The organism is Symmachiella dynata (genome assembly GCF_007747995.1).
In the GTDB taxonomy this organism is placed as follows: Bacteria; Planctomycetota; Planctomycetia; order Planctomycetales; family Planctomycetaceae; genus Symmachiella; species Symmachiella dynata.
Window position 1 is genome coordinate 232,074 of sequence record NZ_CP036276.1, and the last position, 19,179, is coordinate 251,252.

The window sequence follows — 19,179 nt, forward strand, 5'->3', positions numbered from 1 at the left end:
TGAAGTTATTTTGAGCCCGGGAATCCCGGGCTTTTTTCGTTTCTTGTCCCCTTTCTTCCGGCACGGGGAGTGGAACGCGGGTGTGCTGTTGAAGGCCGAGCGATTCGGCCAACGCAAACAAACCCGTGGAGAAATGAGAAATGGCTTTGATTGCCAAATTCTTGACGCCCCGTGAAATGGCGGTCCGTCTCAAGGTGAGTATTCATCTTGTCCGGTCCACTTTGGAAGACTTGGCCGACGTACCGCCGTGTGGATTCGCCGACTCCACGCCCGTGTATGACGAGGCTGCATTCGCGCGACTGAAGTACGAGCTAAACCTGCTTGAGGCCAAGGAGGGCGAGCGCAATGACTAGCAATCTGCTCGACCCCAACGACGCCAATCACGGGGTTGCGAAGGAAGCGACCAAGAAGACGACCACGAAACGAGGTAACAGTAGCTACACGAAGCGAGCGGATAAGGCGGCGCGCATCCAATCCGTTATTCGGGTGTACTGGCGGACGCACTCTGACCGCCAGATGGCGGAAAAAGCCGGTTGCACGCATCGGACTATTGCAAGCCATCGCCAGAAAATGGAGGAAGCTGGCGAAATCCTGCCCCGAATCGAGGAAAGTACCCAATTCATTCAACCATGCTTGCGTGAGGTGGATACTTTTGCCATCGAACCCGCGCCCGAGAACGACAAACTGTACGATCCGATCCGCGAAGACGACCCGGCGTTCCTGTCGTTGGTCGAGGATATTCGCGTAAACGGCATCATCAACAGCATCGGCGTTTCGGCGGACGGCTATATCTTCGACGGCCACCGAAGATTTGCGGCTGCCCGGCATTTAGGGCTGGATCGCCTCACGATCCGCATCGACCCTAACATCTCGCGACTCGCAGACCGCGATGCGTTTATTCGGAGGCTGCGTAGCTGCAACGAGCAGCGTGTGAAGACTACCGCAGAAGTGATGCGCGAAAGTTTGGTGACGATGGAGCCAGACACGTGGCAGCGGATGTGCGATTACCGCACTTCGGTCAGCAACGTAGACGGTGCGGAAGTGTTCCGCCTCATTGGTAGGAAGAAGCGTTCCCAAATCGTCCAGAAACGCGGCTTGGCCGATGCGATCGTTAAGGTGGTCAACGACTACTACTCCAAGTACGGCACGACGAGCGACCGCAAGGTCTTCTACCTGCTGCTCAACTTGCCTGGACTTCTGCGCAACGACGTTCGAAAGACGCCTTTCGCCAACAATGACGAATGCTACCAGGACGTGACGGACCTGCTCACTCGATTGCGTCTGGACGGGTCCATCCCCTTCGATGCGATTGTCGACGAAACGCGGCCCGTCGTGGAGTGGGACACGCACCGCAGCGTCGGTCCGTTCATCACGCGAGAGCTGGAAAACCTATTCTCCGGCTATTGGCGGGACCTGCTGCAATCGCAGCCGAACCATGTGGAACTGCTGGTCGAGAAAAACACCGTGGCTTCTGCGCTCCGAAAGATCGCAGCCAAGTACACCTTGCCGATGACCAGTGGGCGGGGCTACTCGTCTTTGCCCCCGCGCAAGGCGATGGTGGACCGGTTCCGCGCGAGCGGGAAAGAGAAACTGATCGTTATCGCGGTGTCCGATTTTGACCCCGAGGGCCAGGACATTCCCAACGCCTTTGGTTTGAGCCTGCGCGACGATTTCGACATCGGCCCAGACGAACTTGTGATCATTAAGGCCGCTCTGACGCACCAGCAGACGCAGGAACTCGACCTGCACGAAGGGCAGATGGCCAAAGAGGATTCGTCCCGGTATCAGCGGTTCGTGGATGCGTATGGAGACCGCTGCTGGGAGCTAGAAGCGATTCCCACCGATACGCTCCGCGAAATCGTGGATGGCACCATCCAGCGGACCATCGACATGGATGCGTTCCGGAGTGAAGTTGAAAAGCAGCGGCAGGAACAGCGCGAACTAGACAAACACCGTCGAAGCGTCCGGGAACTGCTGTCGGACACCGACTGGGGAGGGGAGCTGACATGAGCACTCTGGACCTTGCTTTGCTGTATGCCGACATGGGCCTGAGCGTGTTTCCTCTGCCTCGGGGATCGAAGGTTCCTCTCAAGGGTTTCCGGTGGACGGACTACCGTGAAAGGCAAGCCGATCGACATGAACTGCAGGAGTGGTTCGGTAGCGGCGAGCGGAATATCGGGATCATTACCGGCGATGTGAGCGGAGGGCTTGCGGTCCGCGACTTCGACGAGAGGGAGGCATATCACCAATGGCGTGAATCCCACCGCATGGAGGCGGAGACCCTGCCCACGGTCAAGACGGCCCGAGGATTCCATGTTTACGCGCGGGGTCGGGCCGATACGACGAAGCAATACTCTGATGGCGAGTTCCGGGCGGGCGGGACTTACGTACTCGCCCCACCAAGTTTGCACCCCAGCGGTGTGACCTACAGCTGGACCAGGTCATTTCGCGGTGTTGAGATTCCCGAGGTGGATTTGGGGGCGGTTGGATGGCTCCAAGACCCGTCGTGCAACATAGAAACGGAGAAACGTAGAAACGTAAGCAATGTCTGTGTTTCTATGTTGCAGATGGACGGCGTTTTGCAAGCAATCAAAAAGTGCATACCGTCACAAGTTGGACATCGACACAAGTGCCTGTTTCGACTGGCGCGTGAGCTCAAAGCGATTGCGGAGCTAGCCGACCTCAAGGCCAAGGCTCTCCGTCCGGTTCTTTTGGAATGGCATCATCAGGCGTTGCCCACAATCGGCACGAAGGACTTTTCGACTTCATGGTTGGAATTCTGCTCGGCGTGGGATCGAGTCCGCTATCCCGCAGGTACATCTCCCGTTGACGAGGCGTGGCAGGCCGCGTTGAGCGCAGATTTCCCGCCCGAGCTAGCGGATTGTGACAATGCGAAGATTGGTAGGCTCGCGGGATTGTGCTGGCAGTTGCAGATTAGGCAGGGCGAGCAACCGTTCTTCCTGGATTCACGAACGGCTGGGCAACTGTTGGACGTGGAACACACCGTCGCATGGCGATGGCTTCGAGGGTTGGTTTCCGCAGGTGTTCTGGAACTGGTGCGTAGCGGCGGCCGTGGGCGAGCAAACATATACCGATATTTGAAGGACTGATCATGTACGCGAATAAGCACGATCGGCTTACGGAAACGAGTACTGGTTGATCAACGGCGGCGGGGGATGACCTGATCCCGAGCCCAATCAGGAGGAAACGAAGTCGCTTTCGCGCACGCACCCGCGCGAGAGCCGAACAAAAAACCTTAGAACGTGAGGAATCTCGATGGACGCTGAGAAGAAAAACCAACTAACGAAACGACTGATGCGAGAAAAGCGATGGCAAGAGGCTGTCGATTGGAAGAATCGCCGCATCAAAAAGCACCGTGACGCAGGATTGCTCAGGCCGGAAGCAAGCGATGCGGCGTGGCGAGAGCTGGAGAAGGAATTCCCTCCGCTCGAGCAATCCCCCGACCATGTTGCGGCGCCCGTCCGCAATATACCGCCCGTGGATCCGTTGGATCAGCCGATTGCGCTGTTTGGCGGGAAATCGCTCCGGCAGATGACAGCAGAGCGGCGGAAGGAGTGGGCGGTTGCGCAAATCATCGAAACCGAATTGCCTTGGACAGATCTGCCTGAGGGATCGGAGATCGGCGAATACGTAGTTGAGGACATGGATTGGGCTGTGAAGAACCTGCTGCTCGTAACCAAGAGAATCGACGAGGAAGAGAAGCGTTTCGAGATCGACTGGAGCAAGGCCGTGACGCCTCCGCCAACCGCATGGGGCGTGGGAAGACTTCGCAGAATGCTGCGCGATCCCAGTGATTTCGAATGGCAGTTGCAAGACCACGCTGATACGCAATATCCAGGCGATGACGAAGGAGTGTAGCTCCGGGATGTGTGCGCCGCCGACGATGGAAGTAGAGGTCGTGAGATGACGACATCGAGGACGCCGGGTGTAATCCGAGCCGATGAGGCGTACAGCGCCGCTGAATTCCGGCGACGTGCTGGACTTGGTGATTTTGCGTGGCGCCAGGTTCGGAGAAAGATGCGAGTCGTAAAAGTCGGGAAGAAGTGCTTCGTCCTCGGTGCGGATTGGTTAGCGTACCTTTCCCGAATCGCAGATGATCAGGAATCAGCTTGACTTCGAGCACCTTTGCGGCGAACATAAAAGCGAGCCGTCAAGGTGCTGGAACACCAAGACGGCTCTATCCACAACGCAACCCTAGCGAGAGGGTCACATCATGGCTGCTACCAATTCTACACGCCGATCGCTTGTAGCGAAACGCGCGATCCTTTCGCAGGGGTTCTCCGTCATTCCGCGAAAGGTAGACGATGGAAGACATCAGAGTGAAGGTGACCAAGCATGGTCGCCGCAAATTTCTCGTCATGTACTATGACGATCCCCTCACCGGGAAGCGCCAACAGCGATCGACGAAGCAGACGAAACGTCGGGAAGCTGAGCGGGAAGCCGCCAAGTGGGAAGCCGAGCTGCGGGAGGGCCGGTACAAAAAAGCCAGCCAAATAACGTGGGCGGAGTTTCGCGAACGTTACGAGGATGAGCGGTTGGTTACCTTATCCGTCAAGATGCAACAGGCCACGTCGGCTTCGTTCAACCATTTTGAGCGACTGGTCGGAGTTGATCGTCTCGCGAAAGTGGTGACCGAAACGATTAGCCGATTCCAGATTGAGTTACGGAAGGTTTTCAATAAGGAAACGACAGTTGCCTGCCACTTGCGTCATCTAAAAACCGCTTTGAATTGGGCAGTCCGCAAAGGCATGCTGCGAGAATTGCCGGACTTCGATATGCCGAAGCAAGCGTCTGGCGTAAAACTGATGCGTGGTAGACCGATCACCTCGGAAGAATTCGAGCGAATGCTTGCCAACGTCGAAGCCGGCTTGCTGGATGAATTCTCGTTGCGGGACAAGCGACGGAAGCCATACAAGCGAAAGCCGAGCGACGCCCAGCGGCAGCGGATTCGAGCCAAGCGGGAAGCGAAAGCCCAAAAACAAGCCGGAATGTGGCGTTTTTATCTGCGCGGCGTCTGGCTGTCCGGACTACGACTTGCGGAATCCCTGAAGGTGTCTTGGGACCAGGATGAACCCTTTTGCATCGACCTAAACGGGCGACATCCGCGCTTCCGAATTTATGCCGAAGCACAAAAGGGACGTCGAGACCAATTCCTGCCCATGACACCGGACTTTGCCGAATTCATCCTTCAGACGCCGGAATCGGATCGACACGGGCCGGTTTTCAATGTGGGACGTGACGTGAACGTCACAAGCCGCATCGTTACAGCGATCGGGAAGAGGGCCGGCGTGGTGGTGAACAAAGCCGATGGGAAGTTTGCCAGCACTCACGACCTTCGCCGCGGATTCGGCACTCGCTGGGCGCCTCGCGTGAAACCGGCGACTTTGCAGTTGCTTATGCGGCATCGGCAGATTGAAACCACGATGCGTTACTACGTCGATCAGGACGCCGACGAAGTCGCCGAACAACTCTGGCAGGCCCAGAAAGTTGGCACTTTCGTTGGCACAAGCATCGTTAGCTCAACTGGCAGCGCAATTGAAAAGCCGCAAGTTGTTGATAACTCGCGGCTTACTGAGTGCCCCCACAAGGACTTGAACCTTGAACCTACTGATTAAGAGTCAGTTGCTCTGCCAATTGAGCTATAGGGGCTTGCGTCGTAACGTTTTGATTTGGTTGGGCTTATGGTGCTTTTCTTCCGGGGGGATATTACCGGAAATCACCGAAGCTGCCGTTACCAAAATCAGGCCGAAGCAAGTTCGGAGTTTAACCGAAATCGTCACCAAATTGCCAGTGACAAATTGCCCGTGAGCAGACCACCAACGACTCCGGTCTTCTCTCCCTTTGAGGTTAAGATCAGGCGCTCGGCTCAAGTTAGACTGTTGTTCCAGCCTAAAGGTTCACGGTTTTGCTTCCATTGCTCAGGGATGCCGGTCGGTCCAACCCTCAATGCGATAATTCCGCCAATGATGGCACATGTTGTGTCCATATCGCCGCCGACTCGAACTGCCGTCCACATCGCCTCGCTATAGTCATTGAGAAAGGCAGCAGCCATCCAGAGACAAAACGGGACGGTGTCCTGAGCACTAATCTGGACCCCGCAGCCAACTTGCGAAGCCACCGTAGACGCCCCCGTATCGAGAGGATATTTGGCTGCCCATTCAAGGCGGCGACGAACTTCGCTTTGATCAATCTTGGAGATGACCCAAGGGATCAAGTCTTCCGCAGGTTCGGATTTGCACCGCCATGCCCAGCCCGCAGCCAAGGCGATTGCAATAGCACCGACCTGAGCCTCTGAGTTTGCATGAGTCACTTCTGCTGAGAGAGCAGCTTGCTCAATGGTCAGTTCAACATCATCTGCGAACCAGGCACCAAGTGGCGCCACCCGCATTGCCGCCCCGTTGCCAAATGAGCCGCTTCCACCAAACATCTGCTGGCTCAGTGGCTTCCAACATTCGCCCAGCGCAACGTTCTCCAGCAAACGTCGAGCACCGGCCCCGTAACCACGATTGGGTTCCGCCTGAAATCGTTCGGCAAATCGCTGCGCAAGAACGTCCTGATCGACGCACGCACAGTCACGAAGTGTTTCCATCAGGGCAAGTGCCATTTCCGTATCGTCCGTGTAGTTCCACGGCGGTGTCGGGGGGCGGTGACCTGTCGCTTCGGCGGCAACGTCCGGCGAGAAGAATTGCTGGCCAAATGCATCCCCAATCGAAAGGCCGTCCAGTGACAAACACGCTCTGTCCCATCGATCGTTTGACATTTTCAAAACCTCAAGTCAGGAGTCGGTATGCATCACCTATGGTATACAACAAAACCGCACTGAGTACCTGCCCCGTGAGTGCTAGGATCAATTTAGTTCTTAAAGGAGTGGTGCCGGTTTACGCCGTCAAAAGCAGCCTTTCTTGTTGTTTTGGGAATAGTCCGAGGGACACCGGTTCGCAGGAAAAGTTCGCAATGCTCGTCTTGGAGACGATTGAATAACGAACCGTTGGGGCAGATTTGGTGTCAGAGGCATGGTAATCTGTTGTCTCGGAAGTCGCGATGCCGCTGAGAACTGCCGGCCAGAGAACGATTCGCGTTCCTACAAGTTCGATGAATTGACCACGTGCTTGTGACAATCAACACGGCTCGACATCCTGCGGCTGATCTGGGTGAGTTATCGATACGAATAGGGCGTGCTATCGATGAGAAGACGATCAACTGGGGTCGTGCGGCGGCGGTTATTGGCGCCTAGCAGCTGGAGCGGCGTTGAATGATTTGTTGGTGCGGGTCCGATTCAAGTAGAGGGTGTGACAGATATGTTCGAACGGATTTCGATTGAGCTCACGAACAAGTGCTCCAAAGGCTGTTCGTTCTGCTACAACGAGAGCGGCCCAGGCGGAGCTACGCTCTGGCAAGCGGACGAGGTCGTCGCTTTTGTCAAAGACTGCGCCGGTCACGGTATCAAAGCCGTGTCGTTTGGTGGTGGCGAACCCCTTGAGTTCGATGGAATCAACGAAATCCTGAAACGCCTTGATGGCGTGCTCTTTCGGTCGATCACGACCAATGGCCTGCCTCTCGGTCAGGGACAGTTGCGCCCCTTGGTGAACGCGAGCCCAGATAAGGTACACGTCTCCTTACATTTTCCCCAAAATCGGACAGAGGTCGCACGCGTCGTGCGGCACGTGCAGTTGTTGAAAGAAAATGGAATCAGAACCGGGGTCAATCTGCTGGTTGCAAAATCCCAGCTCGACGTTGCGAAGCGGGCAGCGGAATCGCTTACAGCAGCCGGACTGACGGACGAGGAAATTGTGTATCTTCCCATGCGAGGTTTTGACACACCGACGCCGGAGGAGATAGCCAGCGTTGCTGCAAGCCCGCAGTTTCAATCAATGACGTGCTTGCCGGAATGTGGCGCAAGCCAGCGATTTTGTTCCGTGCGTTGGGATAAATCGGTCGCTTGGTGTTCCTACACGGAGTCCCGCAGGAAATTGAAGGAGGCGACCTATTACGGTCTTTGTGCAGCCATGCACGACGTGGGCTTGAAGCCCTGTGACAAAACCTTGGTGGAGTTATCGATCGACCGTGACGTCAGCCTAGCTGTAGAACCGTTATCATACTTCACGTTCCATGCCGGCTTGACCGTGTCGGTGGATTACCCTGCTGCCCACAGCATGGACACAGAGTGGTTTGCAACCGATAAGAACGGGCATGTCGCATTTCTCGCTTCCAAAGAACCTGGAGCCGTTCCCAAGGTTTTTCTAGACGTCTTCGGGCACCAGTATTCGTTCTATGACCTTGAGGAGCACTTGTTGGACCCGGCAGCGGGTAATCATGTGCAGTTTAATCTGGTGGACTTTTTCGAGGCGGGGCCGGGCTATTTTTTCTGTATCGACAGGTTCAATGATCCACCTAATATGACACTTGAAGAGTGCGGATTTGCCTTATCATCTCTCAGTAAAGAAGGGCATGAAGAACTTCCGCATGGAAAACGAAGAATGGTCACTGGCCTCTTTAACTGGAACGAAGAATACTTTCACAATACTTCGGCTTCCAGCAATTATGGATATCACCAATCACGCATAGATGCGATTTGCTGGCTCAAGAACGTGTCCGTGATGGAGCGACTCCCGAGCGATTCCATGCTGCTTCCCGTCGAGGGGCATACGGTTGCGTGGGTCTATGAAACTCCCCGTGAATCAATGCGCACTTTATACGAAGAAGGGTTAGTGCTCTCGTTGTTACGAGAAGATTTTTACCCCAGCCCGCACCGATTTGGTTTCTATACGTATGCCAACGACGACTATGCCGGTGGTCCCTACCACCAAAGAAAACTCCCTCAAAACCCAGTTCACATCGACCAATTGGCTGGCAAAACACGGGAAGTGTGCAGCCACGTGCATTTTGCATCCGTGGAATTCAGTCAAATGCCAAGATTCCAGCCAGCAGAATATTTCCCCTGCGCCGTCACCTATGGTAAATGGGTTGATCTGGAAGGGAATGCTCACTCGTATGACTGATCAAAAACCCATGCATCATGCCACACAGCTAGGAAGCTCGCGATGACATTTTGGCCATTTCGAAAAAAGCAGGTTGAAACGCTTTCGCTGGACGAATTGCGTGCTCGGCTCATTACTGTGGCTTCCGAATCGAAACGAAGGCGACAAAAATGGTGCCAACTGTACAAGGATCAAGTCGTTGCCAACGTAGACGCACTCTGCAAGATCCCGGAAGAGCTGGCAAGTGACCCTGCTTCGATTAACAACTACGTACAAGCAATAGGTGAGGTCGCCCAATGCCTTGCGACACATTGCCAGACACCTGAGTTGTGGGAGAAGCTGTGTGGTACCTCTGAGGACAATCCGATTCTCCAGTGGAATCAATGGCTGGATCAGCTTCCTGAACGAATGGAGCGGTTAGAATATGACGAATTGATAACCGAAGCGAAATCAAACCTTGAACGTGCAAAAAGCTTAGGTGGACCTGCCGCCCGTCAATATGAAACCTTCATGTTGGGGCGTTTGGGGGAACTTCTGTTTCACTCCGGCAAAGTACTGGAGGCTGTTGAGCCTTTCGAGGCTGCTCTCGCGCGTTGCATAAATTCCGATGATATTGAAGGTGAATTGACCTACCTCAATTTTTTGTTGGAAGCTCATCGATATTTGGGAGATTCAAAACAAGCAGTCTCAACCGCCGAAAAACTGCTCAAACTCCAATCACAGTTGGGACATGACACCAACGAGATCGAGAAACGAATCCAATTGCTTCAAGAGGGTGAACCGTTGTGCCGCATCGTTTGCGTGCATGGTGGCAAGACGTATGAAATGGATGAAATCACCGGTATTGAAGAAGGTCGGTTTGGTTTTCAGTTTGTGCGAAACCGAATGGCATTACAAATGGCTTCCACAATTGTGCAACAGGGAAATGAACTTGCAACGAATGGGCAACTAGCTGATGCATTGGAGAAATACCAACAAGCTTCCGAGGTCGATCCGTATAACCCTGATCCGTTGTATCAAAGCGGGGTGTGTTTGTTGGAATTGGGGGCGTTTGCGCAAGCCAAGAATACATTCGCGGAAGTCGAACAACTGGCGCCGGGTTGGTTTCGCTGTCGAAGTGACATCTGGCTTGCGGAAGCACTTGATAAAGGAACCGTCACAGTCGAGGAATTCCAATTGTTGCGTGCTTTGGATGATGGCGGGTTAAATCCAAACGAGGCTTTGGCCATCGCCAAGAAAGCGGCGGACACCTATCCCGGGTTTGCTGCATTTCACTTGATTCTCGGCGATCTTCTCAGCCGAAGTGGCAATACGAACGACGCCATCGATTGTTACCGGGCAGGTCTAAAACTTACACCCGAGCCTGATTTAGAAAGCCGATTATTGTGTTCTCTTGCAGGTGCATTGCCAAAAGATGCACCAGAGAGATCAGCATTGATCGAGCGGGCACTTAGTCTTAAGGGTAACCTTACCGCCCAAGCGACAGCACGACTGATTGGCTTGCAGTAAGCGATAGTGAACCCCTTTTCGCAATTGCAATCCGTAACCCAAACTCTCCCTTGTCGTTCTTAACGGCCGTAGTGGTGCGGGCAACAGCACCTTCGCACACAAACACTTCCTGCCGACCGAGTTCTCACCGAAATTGCTGCCAGCTGTTAGCAATCGCATCGTGAACGGCGGCGTGATTCTCTCACTACGGCAATCGCGCGATAAAACCGTCCAATTCGCGGCGAAACTCCGCGGGTAGGGCATCGTTGTGGTTTCCGCCGGGGATTGAGACGAATTGTTTGGGGTGGTTGGCTGCCTCGAACAGGTTGCATCCAATTTCGTAGGGAACCACTCGGTCGGCGTCGCCGTGGCATTGCAGCAACGGGCCTTCGTAATTGCCGATTTTTGACTGCGAATCCAAGCGATTGCGCATCAGGGACCGCACCGGGAGCACAGGAAACGAGCGGGCACCGACGTCGGGGAGCGAGGTGAACGTGCTGACCAGAATCAGCCCCCGCGCCCCATCCTCGGCAGCCAGGTCGACGGCGACGCCGCCTCCCAGTGATCGACCCATCAGCACGATCTCCTCAGGCGCGATTCTTTCGCGCTGGGCGAGTAAGTCCCGGGCAGCGCGGGCGTCTTGTAGAATTCCCACTTCGTTGGGAACACCTTCGCTACGACCGTAGCCGCGGTAGTCGAAAATCATCACCGACAGATCGTGCGCATCATGCAACTCGCGAATTGTCGCGGCACGGTGACTGAGGTTGCCGGCGTTGCCATGCGCATACAGCACCACAGCCCGCGGCTCAGGATGCGGTAGGTACCAGCCATGTAAACTCGTTCCATCAGCCGATTCAAACCAAACGTCTTCGACACCGAGCCCTTCGGGGGTCCAATCCCCATCCGGATACGGAATGGGAGCGAAGACCAGCGAATTCTCGAGTGCAGCCAAGGGGGACTGCAATCCGCGGCCGGGTGCGTAGCAACCGCCGAGAATTGAGATGGCCGAAAGTACAGACAATCGGTAGGCCAACCAAACCACATTCATGCGCGGCCTCCTGCCGAGTCATGTGACGGTGACGAAATACTAAAGGGGGTATGAGAGAGTGAACGCACGTGTGTATCGCAACCGCCAAAATCTGTCAACGGCGCTTAGCTTTTGAGAAAGCCCGCACGACGGCAAAAATCGCGTCTGCGCCCTCCTGTGGTAGGGTTTTCGAGCAAATGACTTTCCCAGTAGGACGATGTTTGAGTCACAATTTGTCAACAGGTGGAAGAATTCAGCGAGCGGACATTCACGTTTCCTTCACACACACCTAGCCCACAATTGAAACCCGTCTAGCCAACCGGTAAAGTCAACACTAGGACCCGCGCGCGTCCCCCCATTTTTATTTGATATCCAACCGCCAACCCTCACGCCTGCCCCTTCAAGCCTCGAGCCTACTTCCCCAGCTAAGGATCCCCCCAGTATGAAATCCCTCGTCACCAGCAGTGCGGCCTTGTTGATTTTGGGCATGGCAGCGCTCTATTCGGCGACCGGTGCCACGCAACCGGCGCAGGAGTCCGCTGAACCCGATTTGCAAATCGCCGTCGAGGCCAAGAACCCGTGGACCGATTTGCAATTGAACAACGACCCCAAAAACTTTCAATTCGCCATCGTCACAGACCGAACCGGCGGGCATCGCCCGGGGGTCTTTCGAGGGGCCATCGACAAATTGAACCTGCTGCAGCCTGAATTTGTGGTGTCCGTCGGTGACTTGATCGAGGGAGGCACAGAGGATCCCGGGCGGTGGGCGCTCGAGTGGTCGGAATTTCAAAGCAATGTGGAACGGTTGGACATGCCGTTCTTTTACTTGCCCGGTAACCACGACATCAGCAACATGCCGATGTTCGAGGAATGGAATCGCAAATTCGGCCGGTCCTACTATAGCTTTCGTTACCACGACGTACTGTTTCTCTGCCTCAATAGCGAAGACCCGCCGCGCACGGGATCATTCCATTTCAGCCAGGACCAACAAGAGTGGGCCCAGGCTGTGCTGGCTGAGAACGAAGACGCCCGCTGGACCATCGTGCTGTTGCATAAGCCGACATGGACTTACGTCGATGCCGATTTAGAGGCCAGCGGTTGGGCGCCGATCGAAGACGCGCTGGGCGACCGGCCTTATACGGTGTTTTCCGGACACAAACACAATTATGCAAAATCGGTTCGCCGAGGACGTGATTATTACATGTTGGCCACCACCGGCGGCGGCTCGAATCTCAGTGGCAAAGACCAAGGCCGCTTCGATCATGTGGTGTGGGTCACGATGAAAGACGATGGCCCAGTGATCTCAAACTTGATGCTGGATGGCATCGATCACAAAAATATCCGCACCGTCCCCGACGTCCGCAAAGGAAAATAACCGACGGACTCTGTCCGGCTCAGGTTTTTACGTTCCCTGATTCACCTTCCCCACAGCTTCGGTTTCGCTGTGGGGTCACGTTACGAAACTCATTTTTCATGCCCGATCCTGCCCCCAAACTGCTCCACGGACAAACTGCGTTAATCACCGGCGGCGGACGTGGCTTAGGCCGCGCATTCGCCGAGCAACTCGCCTCTCTGGGTTGCGCTGTCGGTATTCACGGCATGCGCGAACATGGTCCGGCGGAATATGGTGAGGGAACCACACTGACCGATACCGCTGCAGCCGTCGGCGAGACACACGGTGTGCGGTCGCTGTCAGTGCTAGGTGACTTAACCCAAGAAGCCGACGTCGCTCGTGTCGTCGAAACTGTATCGGAACAATTAGGGCCGATTGATATTCTCGTGCACAACGCCGGCGGGGATATCGCTGCTGCCGGAGGCAAACCGAATCCCAATGATGCTGTTGAAATCAAGAGCATCGACGTCCGTTCGGTCATCGATCGTAATTTGTTGTCCACGATCTTGATCAACCAACAGGTCTCGAAGCTCATGATCCCCCGTAAAAGTGGGCGGATTGTGAATATCAGTTCCATCGCCGCCTTTCGGGGATCCGACGGCGGCGCGATTTATGCGACCGCCAAAGCAGCTCAAGTCGAATATACCCGTTGTCTGGCGGTTCAATTGCGTCCGCACAATATCACCGTCAACAGCATTGCCCCAGGCGACACGCGGACGGGCCGGTTTTTAGGCACCCGCGAGGTCGACGAAAACCGCTTGGTCACCGAGGGAACATTAGAGCGGATCGCGCTGGTCGATGAAGTCGCCCGCGTGGTCGAGTTTTTCGCCGGACCGTTGGGAGCCTTCGTCTCCGGTCAGGTACTCCGCGTCGACGGCGGCACCCAATGCTGGCCCGCCTAACAGGCGTGTTGTGCACGGGGCGGGATCAACTCTCAAGCGTAGGAAAAGAAGCCTCACGCAAAGCCGCGAAGAGCGCTAAGAAGGTACAGGGGTCGACCGATTCAAGAATGATGTCTGTGTGGTGGGGAAATCATTTTTGAAAGAGAATGGTTTCGGCCAATTCGATGTGATCTACGCAAGACAATGCTCAACAAATTGGCGCCGCAAAACTCTTTGCGAGCTTTGCGACTTTGCGCGAGGCTTATTTCTACCCAACGGTCACGCCAATTGCGGAAGGCGTCTATCAATTGTCCTACACGGGAAATGTGCGTCGCAACGCACCCTACCTTCTCTGGCCACTGGCCACTCGCTACCGGCCACTCTTTACTACGTCGTCGCCTTACGCTTTTCCGTCCATTTCATCAGGAACAACAAGACCGGACTGGCGACAAATATCGAGCTATAGGTACCCACGACCACACCGACGACCAAACAGAAGGCAAAGCCGTGAATTCCTTCGCCACCAACGGCGTAGAGAATGACGACCACGATCAATGTTGTCAGCGACGTGAGTAGAGTCCGTGCGAGAGTTTGATTCAAACTCGTATTCACCATCGTTTCGTCGAGCGATGGGTTTTTGCCGCGGACTTCACGGATACGGTCGAAGACCACGATCGTGTCGTTGAGTGAATAACCTACGATCGTCAACAACGCGGCGATCATGGGCAGATTGATTTTAAAGTCTTCAAAGCCCAGCACCCCTGGGAAGATGCTGTTGATGTAGGACGCCAAGGCGACCAAGCCGATCACGCACAACACATCGTGCACCAACGCGGCCACAGCAGCAAACCCGAAGGTGATGCGTTGGAAACGAATCCAAATGTAGGCGATGATCGCGATCAGACTGGCACCGATAGCATACAGTGCGTTGAACTTGGCATCGGAAGCAACCCGGCCTTCAAAGCGTTGCACGCCGGAGAACGCGGGGTTTTCCTCCATATCCATCTGTACTTTTTTCAATGCATCTTCAAGGTCGGCCTGTGACAACGCGCTATCGGCGATCAATTTAATCTTTTCAAAGCGTTGTACTTCGTTATCGGACCCTTGCGGCTCATATCCCTCGATCACGTCGAAGGCAAACAATGAAGCTTCGTCGGTGAACTTTGGATTGCCCTCTTCATCGACCAGTTGTTCGCTCAATTTGCGGGTAATGGTATCGAAGGTTAAGCCATTAAATGATTCGTTGTCGCTGCTGAATGATAACACCACCGCGTGACGCTCCGGTTGATTCGCGTTCTCCTCAGCAGGCGTTTCTTCGGTCTCTGTCTCAACAACTTCAACAGCCACCGGTTCGATCGTTCCAAATTCCATCTTGTCGCGCGTTAGCTGACCAGGGAATGCTTCATTGATCGCCTGTTCCACCTCTTTTTCACCGACACCCTCCAGGTTCGTTGCAGTCGAACGTACTTTGAAGGCAAGACCTTCGTCTTCCCCGTCCGCGCCCGGCAATGACTCCAATGTGATGCCGCTCTCGTTGAAGTTGGCTAAGAACTTCTCCTCCAACGCGTCCTTCGTCTCCTGATAGTCGTGTTTCTCCGTAAAGCGGAAACTGACCATCGTTCCGCCGCGGAAATCGATGTCGTAATTCTCGTCGCCCCGATTCCAAAAGGCCACCAATCCGATGGCAATCAATACCAGTGAAACTACGGCGGCAATATGCCGTTTGTTAATGAAGTCCCAGTGGGTTGCGCCGATGACACGCCGCATCTTCAATTCCGTCATCCAGCGTTTACGTTCCAGGATGTCGAAGAACAACCGGCCAATGTACAAGGCGGCGAACATGCTCATCACGATCCCGATAAACAGCGTGACAGCGAAGCCCTTCACTTGGTCGGTACCGATGAAATACAGAATCACAGCGGTGATCAATGTCGTAACGTTGGCATCGACGATCGTGGTAAACGCACGCGAAAAACCATTTTGAATCGCCATTCGCAAACTGGAGCCGCGCCCCAATTCCTCACGAATCCGCTCAAAGATCAACACGTTGGCATCGACCGCCATACCGATGGTTAATACCAAACCGGCCAAACCGGGCAAGGTGAACGATGCCTTGATGAAGGCCATCGTCCCAACAATCAGTACCATATTGATCAGTAAGGCCACATCGGCAATCACGCCTGCATAGCGACCGTAAAATCCCAACATGAAAATCAACACGGCAACCGACGCCAACATTAAGGCGGTCTTGCCTTGTTGAATCGTCGCTTCGCCTAGCAACGCACCAATCGTGTATTCTTGGATCGGAGCTTTTTCCAACGGAACGGGCAAGGCCCCTGCATTGAGCACATTGACCAGGTTTTGCACTTCTTCTTGCGTGAAGTTCCCCGTAATGGTCCCCCGCGCGCCAATTTCGGTAATGATCGCTGGCGCGGATTGCACCAGATCGTCCAGAAGAATCGACAACTGATACTGGAATCCATCCTCAAGCGGTTTGTATTGCCGCGTCAACCGGCGGAAGAGTCGCGCTCCGTCGCTGTTGAACAAAAAGCCCACTGCCGGACTGCCGTCTTCACCCAATTCCGGCGAAGCACTGCGGAGATATTGGCCCGTGACGTGCTTGGTTTCGTCTTCATCGACGACGACCAACAGTTCCTCAAAGCCGTCCGGTTTACCCACGATTTGGCGAGTCACGGCACTGGAATAACTTGGGTCGGGTTCGCCGTTCGGAAGCGGTTTGATCGGATGCCAGCGTGCGATTACCTTGCCTTCGCGGTTACGCACAATGGCCGAAGGCGAACTTTGCGCTTTGTTAATGATCGTCTGATGCTTTGGATTGCGGGGTGTGGCCACAATCGCGAATTCCAAACTTCCCAGTTTGGTCATCTTGTACTTGTAGTCTTCAACCGTTTGCTTGTCGGCGCCGGGGATGATGACCTCCACCCGGTCCGCTCCCACTTGACGTACGACGACGTCTTTTGTGCCATCGGGATTGATCCGCTTGATGATCGCGCCGACCATCTTACCCATCAAATCCCCAGAGACCTCGACCTTGCTTTTTTCAGCAGCCTTGACGTCCAGGGCATACACCAAGTTGGAGCCACCCGCTAAGTCGATACCCAGTTTGATCGCAGACCACGGGCTGTTTCCCGCGTACATCTGATACATAAATGGGCTGGAAGCGAGCGTGATCGCACACAGGATCCAGCCGATCTTACTCGCCAGATCCCGCAGCTTCAGGGCTTTGGCGATCAGGTGTCCCAGAATAAACGGGAGGCCGAAGCACAGAAATAGAACCAACACGATCTTCGCGAACTGCATCATCGCGCTGTCGCCGGTGGTGGCTTCTTCGGCGACAATTGTAACGCCGTTGGTGACTTCTTCGGCGGCAAAAAATAGATACATGAATTAACGTCCCGGAGCTTGATCCGTGATTCAAACAGTGTCATCAAACAGATGCCGGTGCAAACAATTTCAACCGGCCGCCGCGTTTCAGCCGCTTAACTTTTCTCCGCTTCCGTTTCCGCCGTGACCACCTGTTGGATGCTCGAACGGCGAAATCGCATGCGTGTATTTTCGTCGACCTTCACGGTCACTTCGTCACTGTCGGGCGAAATTGCGGCAATCGTGCCGATGATCCCGCCAATCGTGACCACTTTGTCATTCTTCTTCAGCGAATCGAGCAGCGATTGCCGCTTCGCCTGTTCCCGCTTTTGCGGGCGAATCATCATGAAATAAAACAGCACGCCAATTGCGACCAACGGCAACCACCAGTACGGGTTTTGCTCAGCATCCGCGGCTGGTGCGCCTTTCGCATCCTGGGCAAAAAACGCCGCTGTTGTCATCCAATAAATCATCGTTATTCACTTCCGCCGAGGCCTGCAAAACATCCTGATGTCAAAGACTGCCCATCCGCGTCTCGCATCGGGGCGATCATGGCGCGCGTCATGCGATACGCCCGAACCGCTCTCCGCTAGAGCGAAGCAACGATCCCAACATGTGGTCACGTGAACAGTTCGCCGCACACTTGCGGCGGCGATTTACGCAACTTCTACCCGCTATAACGGATAGAACGCCCGGTTTTAGAGTCTTTTCGCGGGAAAAGCAACGCTGTGGCACGGACGCCCCACGGCAATTGCCCAAAACTCGCGATTCCGCAGCGGCATCGCCAATTTGGGGCGGCATCTTAGATTCATTGGCCCCAGGCGGCAAGATGAACCTGACGAAACTCTTCGGCCCGGTTTTCAGCGATCGCCACACGCAGATCCCGCAGTAACTTCTGATAAAATGCGATGTTGTGCCAGGATAACAAGATCGGCCCCAACATCTCCCGGGCGATGAACAAATGCCGCAAATAAGCGCGGCTGTAGCGCGTGCAAACCGGGCAGTCACAGGCCGGGTCGAGCGGTCCAGGATCGCGCTGATGCTTCAAATTCCGCATTTTTACCGGCCCAGCGCTCGTAAACGCCATCGCATTGCGGCCGTTGCGGGTCGGCATCACGCAGTCAAACAGATCAACGCCGCGCAGCACCGCTTCGAGCAGATCTCTGGGCGTCCCCACTCCCATCAGGTACCGCGGACGGTCCGCCGGCAGCAGAGGAACCGTGCCGTCGAGCGTTTGGTACATTTCCCGCGGTGACTCCCCCACACTCAGCCCCCCCACCGCATATCCGGGGAAATCCAGCGGCAACAATCCCGCCGCCGATTCCTCGCGCAGTCCCAGATCAGTCCCGCCTTGCACGATTCCAAACAATGCTTGGTCATCACGGGTTTGAGCCTCTCGGCACCGCGCCGCCCACCGCGTGGTCCGCGTCACGGCCTCCAACATTCGTTCGCGAGGCACATCGTGCGGCGGGCATTCGTCGAGGCACATAATACAGTCGGCCCCCAGTTTTTCTTGGATATCAATCGCCCGTTGCGGCGTCAATTCCAACAAACTGCCGTCGATGTGCGACCGGAAAGCGACGCCGTCATCGTCGAGCTTGGCCAATTTCGCCAAGCTGAAGACCTGAAACCCGCCGCTATCGGTCAGGATCGGCCCGTCCCACTGCATGAAGCCATGCAGCCCCCCCATCTCGGCCACCACATCCGCCCCCGGCCGCAGCGCGAGGTGATAGGTATTTGACAACACCATCTGCGCCCCAGCTTCGCGCAGTTGATCGACCGTCAGCCCCTTAACAGTCGCCAACGTCCCCACCGGCATAAACGCGGGCGTATTGACGACCCCATGCGGCGTACTCCACCGGCCGGCCCGGGCCGATGTCGATTCGTCGGTATGGTCCAAGTGAAATTGAAAATGCTGCGACATGAATCCGCTTTATTAAAGACAACAAAAAGCGACCACGTCGCAACCAATCAACACGTACCCCGCCTTGCCACATCCACCCGCGA

At 55.1% G+C, this 19,179-nt stretch carries 14 protein-coding genes and 1 tRNA gene; 9 read left to right on the forward strand and 6 right to left on the reverse strand.

Annotation, left to right across the window (positions count from 1 at the left end):
- The first annotated feature begins 140 nt into the window (after positions 1 to 140).
- The 5 genes from Mal52_RS00830 (at position 141) to Mal52_RS30425 (ending at position 5,636) form a co-directional block, all read left to right on the forward strand.
- Positions 141 to 353, forward strand: coding sequence for a hypothetical protein (locus Mal52_RS00830; RefSeq protein ID WP_145373724.1), 213 nt, complete (start codon positions 141 to 143; stop codon positions 351 to 353).
- Positions 346 to 2,010, forward strand: a complete 1,665-nt coding sequence (locus Mal52_RS00835; RefSeq protein WP_145373725.1) for a ParB N-terminal domain-containing protein — start codon at positions 346 to 348, stop codon at positions 2,008 to 2,010. The genes Mal52_RS00830 and Mal52_RS00835 overlap by 8 nt, the downstream gene beginning before the upstream one ends.
- Positions 2,007 to 3,110, forward strand: coding sequence for a bifunctional DNA primase/polymerase (locus tag Mal52_RS00840; RefSeq protein ID WP_145373726.1), 1,104 nt, complete (start codon positions 2,007 to 2,009; stop codon positions 3,108 to 3,110). Before Mal52_RS00835 ends, Mal52_RS00840 begins: the two co-directional genes overlap by 4 nt.
- A 205-nt stretch (positions 3,111 to 3,315) precedes the next feature.
- Positions 3,316 to 3,879: a hypothetical protein gene (locus tag Mal52_RS00845; RefSeq protein ID WP_145373727.1), complete on the forward strand. Its 564-nt coding sequence runs from the start codon at positions 3,316 to 3,318 to the stop codon at positions 3,877 to 3,879.
- A gap of 1,130 nt (positions 3,880 to 5,009) precedes the next feature.
- Entirely contained in the window at positions 5,010 to 5,636 is a 627-nt protein-coding gene (locus Mal52_RS30425; RefSeq protein WP_420824965.1) for a site-specific integrase, read from the forward strand.
- On the opposite strand, the gene Mal52_RS00855 is transcribed toward Mal52_RS30425, so the two are convergent.
- Positions 5,598 to 5,670, reverse strand: a tRNA-Lys gene (locus tag Mal52_RS00855). The genes Mal52_RS30425 and Mal52_RS00855 overlap by 39 nt on opposite strands.
- Before the next feature lie 217 nt (positions 5,671 to 5,887).
- The gene (locus tag Mal52_RS00860; protein ID WP_231962912.1) at positions 5,888 to 6,781 is read right to left on the reverse strand and encodes an ADP-ribosylglycohydrolase family protein; all 894 of its coding nucleotides are present in this window, start codon (positions 6,779 to 6,781) and stop codon (positions 5,888 to 5,890) included.
- Positions 6,782 to 7,319: 538 nt separating this feature from the next.
- Between Mal52_RS00860 and Mal52_RS00865 the strand changes: the two genes are divergently transcribed.
- Both Mal52_RS00865 and Mal52_RS00870 read left to right on the forward strand, forming a co-directional pair.
- On the forward strand, positions 7,320 to 9,020 hold the full coding sequence (locus Mal52_RS00865) for a radical SAM protein (RefSeq protein ID WP_145373729.1): 1,701 nt from the start codon (positions 7,320 to 7,322) through the stop codon (positions 9,018 to 9,020).
- Between the two features lie 117 nt (positions 9,021 to 9,137).
- On the forward strand, positions 9,138 to 10,508 hold the full coding sequence (locus Mal52_RS00870; RefSeq protein WP_197534579.1) for a tetratricopeptide repeat protein: 1,371 nt from the start codon (positions 9,138 to 9,140) through the stop codon (positions 10,506 to 10,508).
- Positions 10,509 to 10,692: 184 nt separating this feature from the next.
- Here Mal52_RS00870 and Mal52_RS00875 read toward each other — a convergent pair whose 3' ends face one another.
- Complete coding sequence (locus tag Mal52_RS00875) at positions 10,693 to 11,535, reverse strand: alpha/beta hydrolase (protein ID WP_145373731.1); 843 nt, start codon at positions 11,533 to 11,535, stop codon at positions 10,693 to 10,695.
- Positions 11,536 to 11,956: 421 nt separating this feature from the next.
- On the opposite strand from Mal52_RS00875, the gene Mal52_RS00880 reads away from it, so the two are divergent.
- Together Mal52_RS00880 and Mal52_RS00885 are read left to right on the forward strand one after the other, a co-directional pair.
- Positions 11,957 to 12,889, forward strand: a complete 933-nt coding sequence (locus Mal52_RS00880; protein WP_145373732.1) for a metallophosphoesterase family protein — start codon at positions 11,957 to 11,959, stop codon at positions 12,887 to 12,889.
- 98 nt (positions 12,890 to 12,987) lie between these two features.
- Positions 12,988 to 13,809, forward strand: a complete 822-nt coding sequence (locus tag Mal52_RS00885; protein WP_145373733.1) for an SDR family NAD(P)-dependent oxidoreductase — start codon at positions 12,988 to 12,990, stop codon at positions 13,807 to 13,809.
- Between the two features lie 366 nt (positions 13,810 to 14,175).
- On the opposite strand, the gene secD is transcribed toward Mal52_RS00885, so the two are convergent.
- From secD to tgt, 3 genes are all read right to left on the reverse strand, one after another.
- The gene (gene secD, locus Mal52_RS00890) at positions 14,176 to 17,193 is read right to left on the reverse strand and encodes a protein translocase subunit SecD (protein WP_231962492.1); all 3,018 of its coding nucleotides are present in this window, start codon (positions 17,191 to 17,193) and stop codon (positions 14,176 to 14,178) included.
- 95 nt (positions 17,194 to 17,288) lie between these two features.
- Positions 17,289 to 17,645, reverse strand: coding sequence for a preprotein translocase subunit YajC (gene yajC / locus Mal52_RS00895; RefSeq protein WP_197533617.1), 357 nt, complete (start codon positions 17,643 to 17,645; stop codon positions 17,289 to 17,291).
- A 335-nt stretch (positions 17,646 to 17,980) separates the two neighbouring features.
- Positions 17,981 to 19,096: a tRNA guanosine(34) transglycosylase Tgt gene (gene tgt / locus Mal52_RS00900; protein ID WP_145373734.1), complete on the reverse strand. Its 1,116-nt coding sequence runs from the start codon at positions 19,094 to 19,096 to the stop codon at positions 17,981 to 17,983.
- Positions 19,097 to 19,179 lie beyond the last annotated feature (83 nt).

Excerpts from the sequence above, each read along its gene's own strand:
- Mal52_RS00830 (WP_145373724.1), top strand. The coding sequence starts at position 141 with ATGGCTTTGATTGCCAAATTCTTGACGCCCCGTGAAATGGCGGTCCGT.
- Mal52_RS00835 (WP_145373725.1), top strand. The coding sequence starts at position 346 with ATGACTAGCAATCTGCTCGACCCCAACGACGCCAATCACGGGGTTGCG.
- Mal52_RS00840 (WP_145373726.1), top strand. The coding sequence starts at position 2,007 with ATGAGCACTCTGGACCTTGCTTTGCTGTATGCCGACATGGGCCTGAGC.
- Mal52_RS00845 (WP_145373727.1), top strand. The coding sequence starts at position 3,316 with ATGCGAGAAAAGCGATGGCAAGAGGCTGTCGATTGGAAGAATCGCCGC.
- Mal52_RS30425 (WP_420824965.1), top strand. The coding sequence starts at position 5,010 with ATGTGGCGTTTTTATCTGCGCGGCGTCTGGCTGTCCGGACTACGACTT.
- Mal52_RS00860 (WP_231962912.1), bottom strand. The coding sequence starts at position 6,781 with ATGTCAAACGATCGATGGGACAGAGCGTGTTTGTCACTGGACGGCCTT.
- Mal52_RS00865 (WP_145373729.1), top strand. The coding sequence starts at position 7,320 with ATGTTCGAACGGATTTCGATTGAGCTCACGAACAAGTGCTCCAAAGGC.
- Mal52_RS00875 (WP_145373731.1), bottom strand. The coding sequence starts at position 11,535 with ATGAATGTGGTTTGGTTGGCCTACCGATTGTCTGTACTTTCGGCCATC.
- Mal52_RS00880 (WP_145373732.1), top strand. The coding sequence starts at position 11,957 with ATGAAATCCCTCGTCACCAGCAGTGCGGCCTTGTTGATTTTGGGCATG.
- Mal52_RS00885 (WP_145373733.1), top strand. The coding sequence starts at position 12,988 with ATGCCCGATCCTGCCCCCAAACTGCTCCACGGACAAACTGCGTTAATC.
- secD (WP_231962492.1), bottom strand. The coding sequence starts at position 17,193 with ATGTATCTATTTTTTGCCGCCGAAGAAGTCACCAACGGCGTTACAATT.
- yajC (WP_197533617.1), bottom strand. The coding sequence starts at position 17,645 with ATGATTTATTGGATGACAACAGCGGCGTTTTTTGCCCAGGATGCGAAA.
- tgt (WP_145373734.1), bottom strand. The coding sequence starts at position 19,096 with ATGTCGCAGCATTTTCAATTTCACTTGGACCATACCGACGAATCGACA.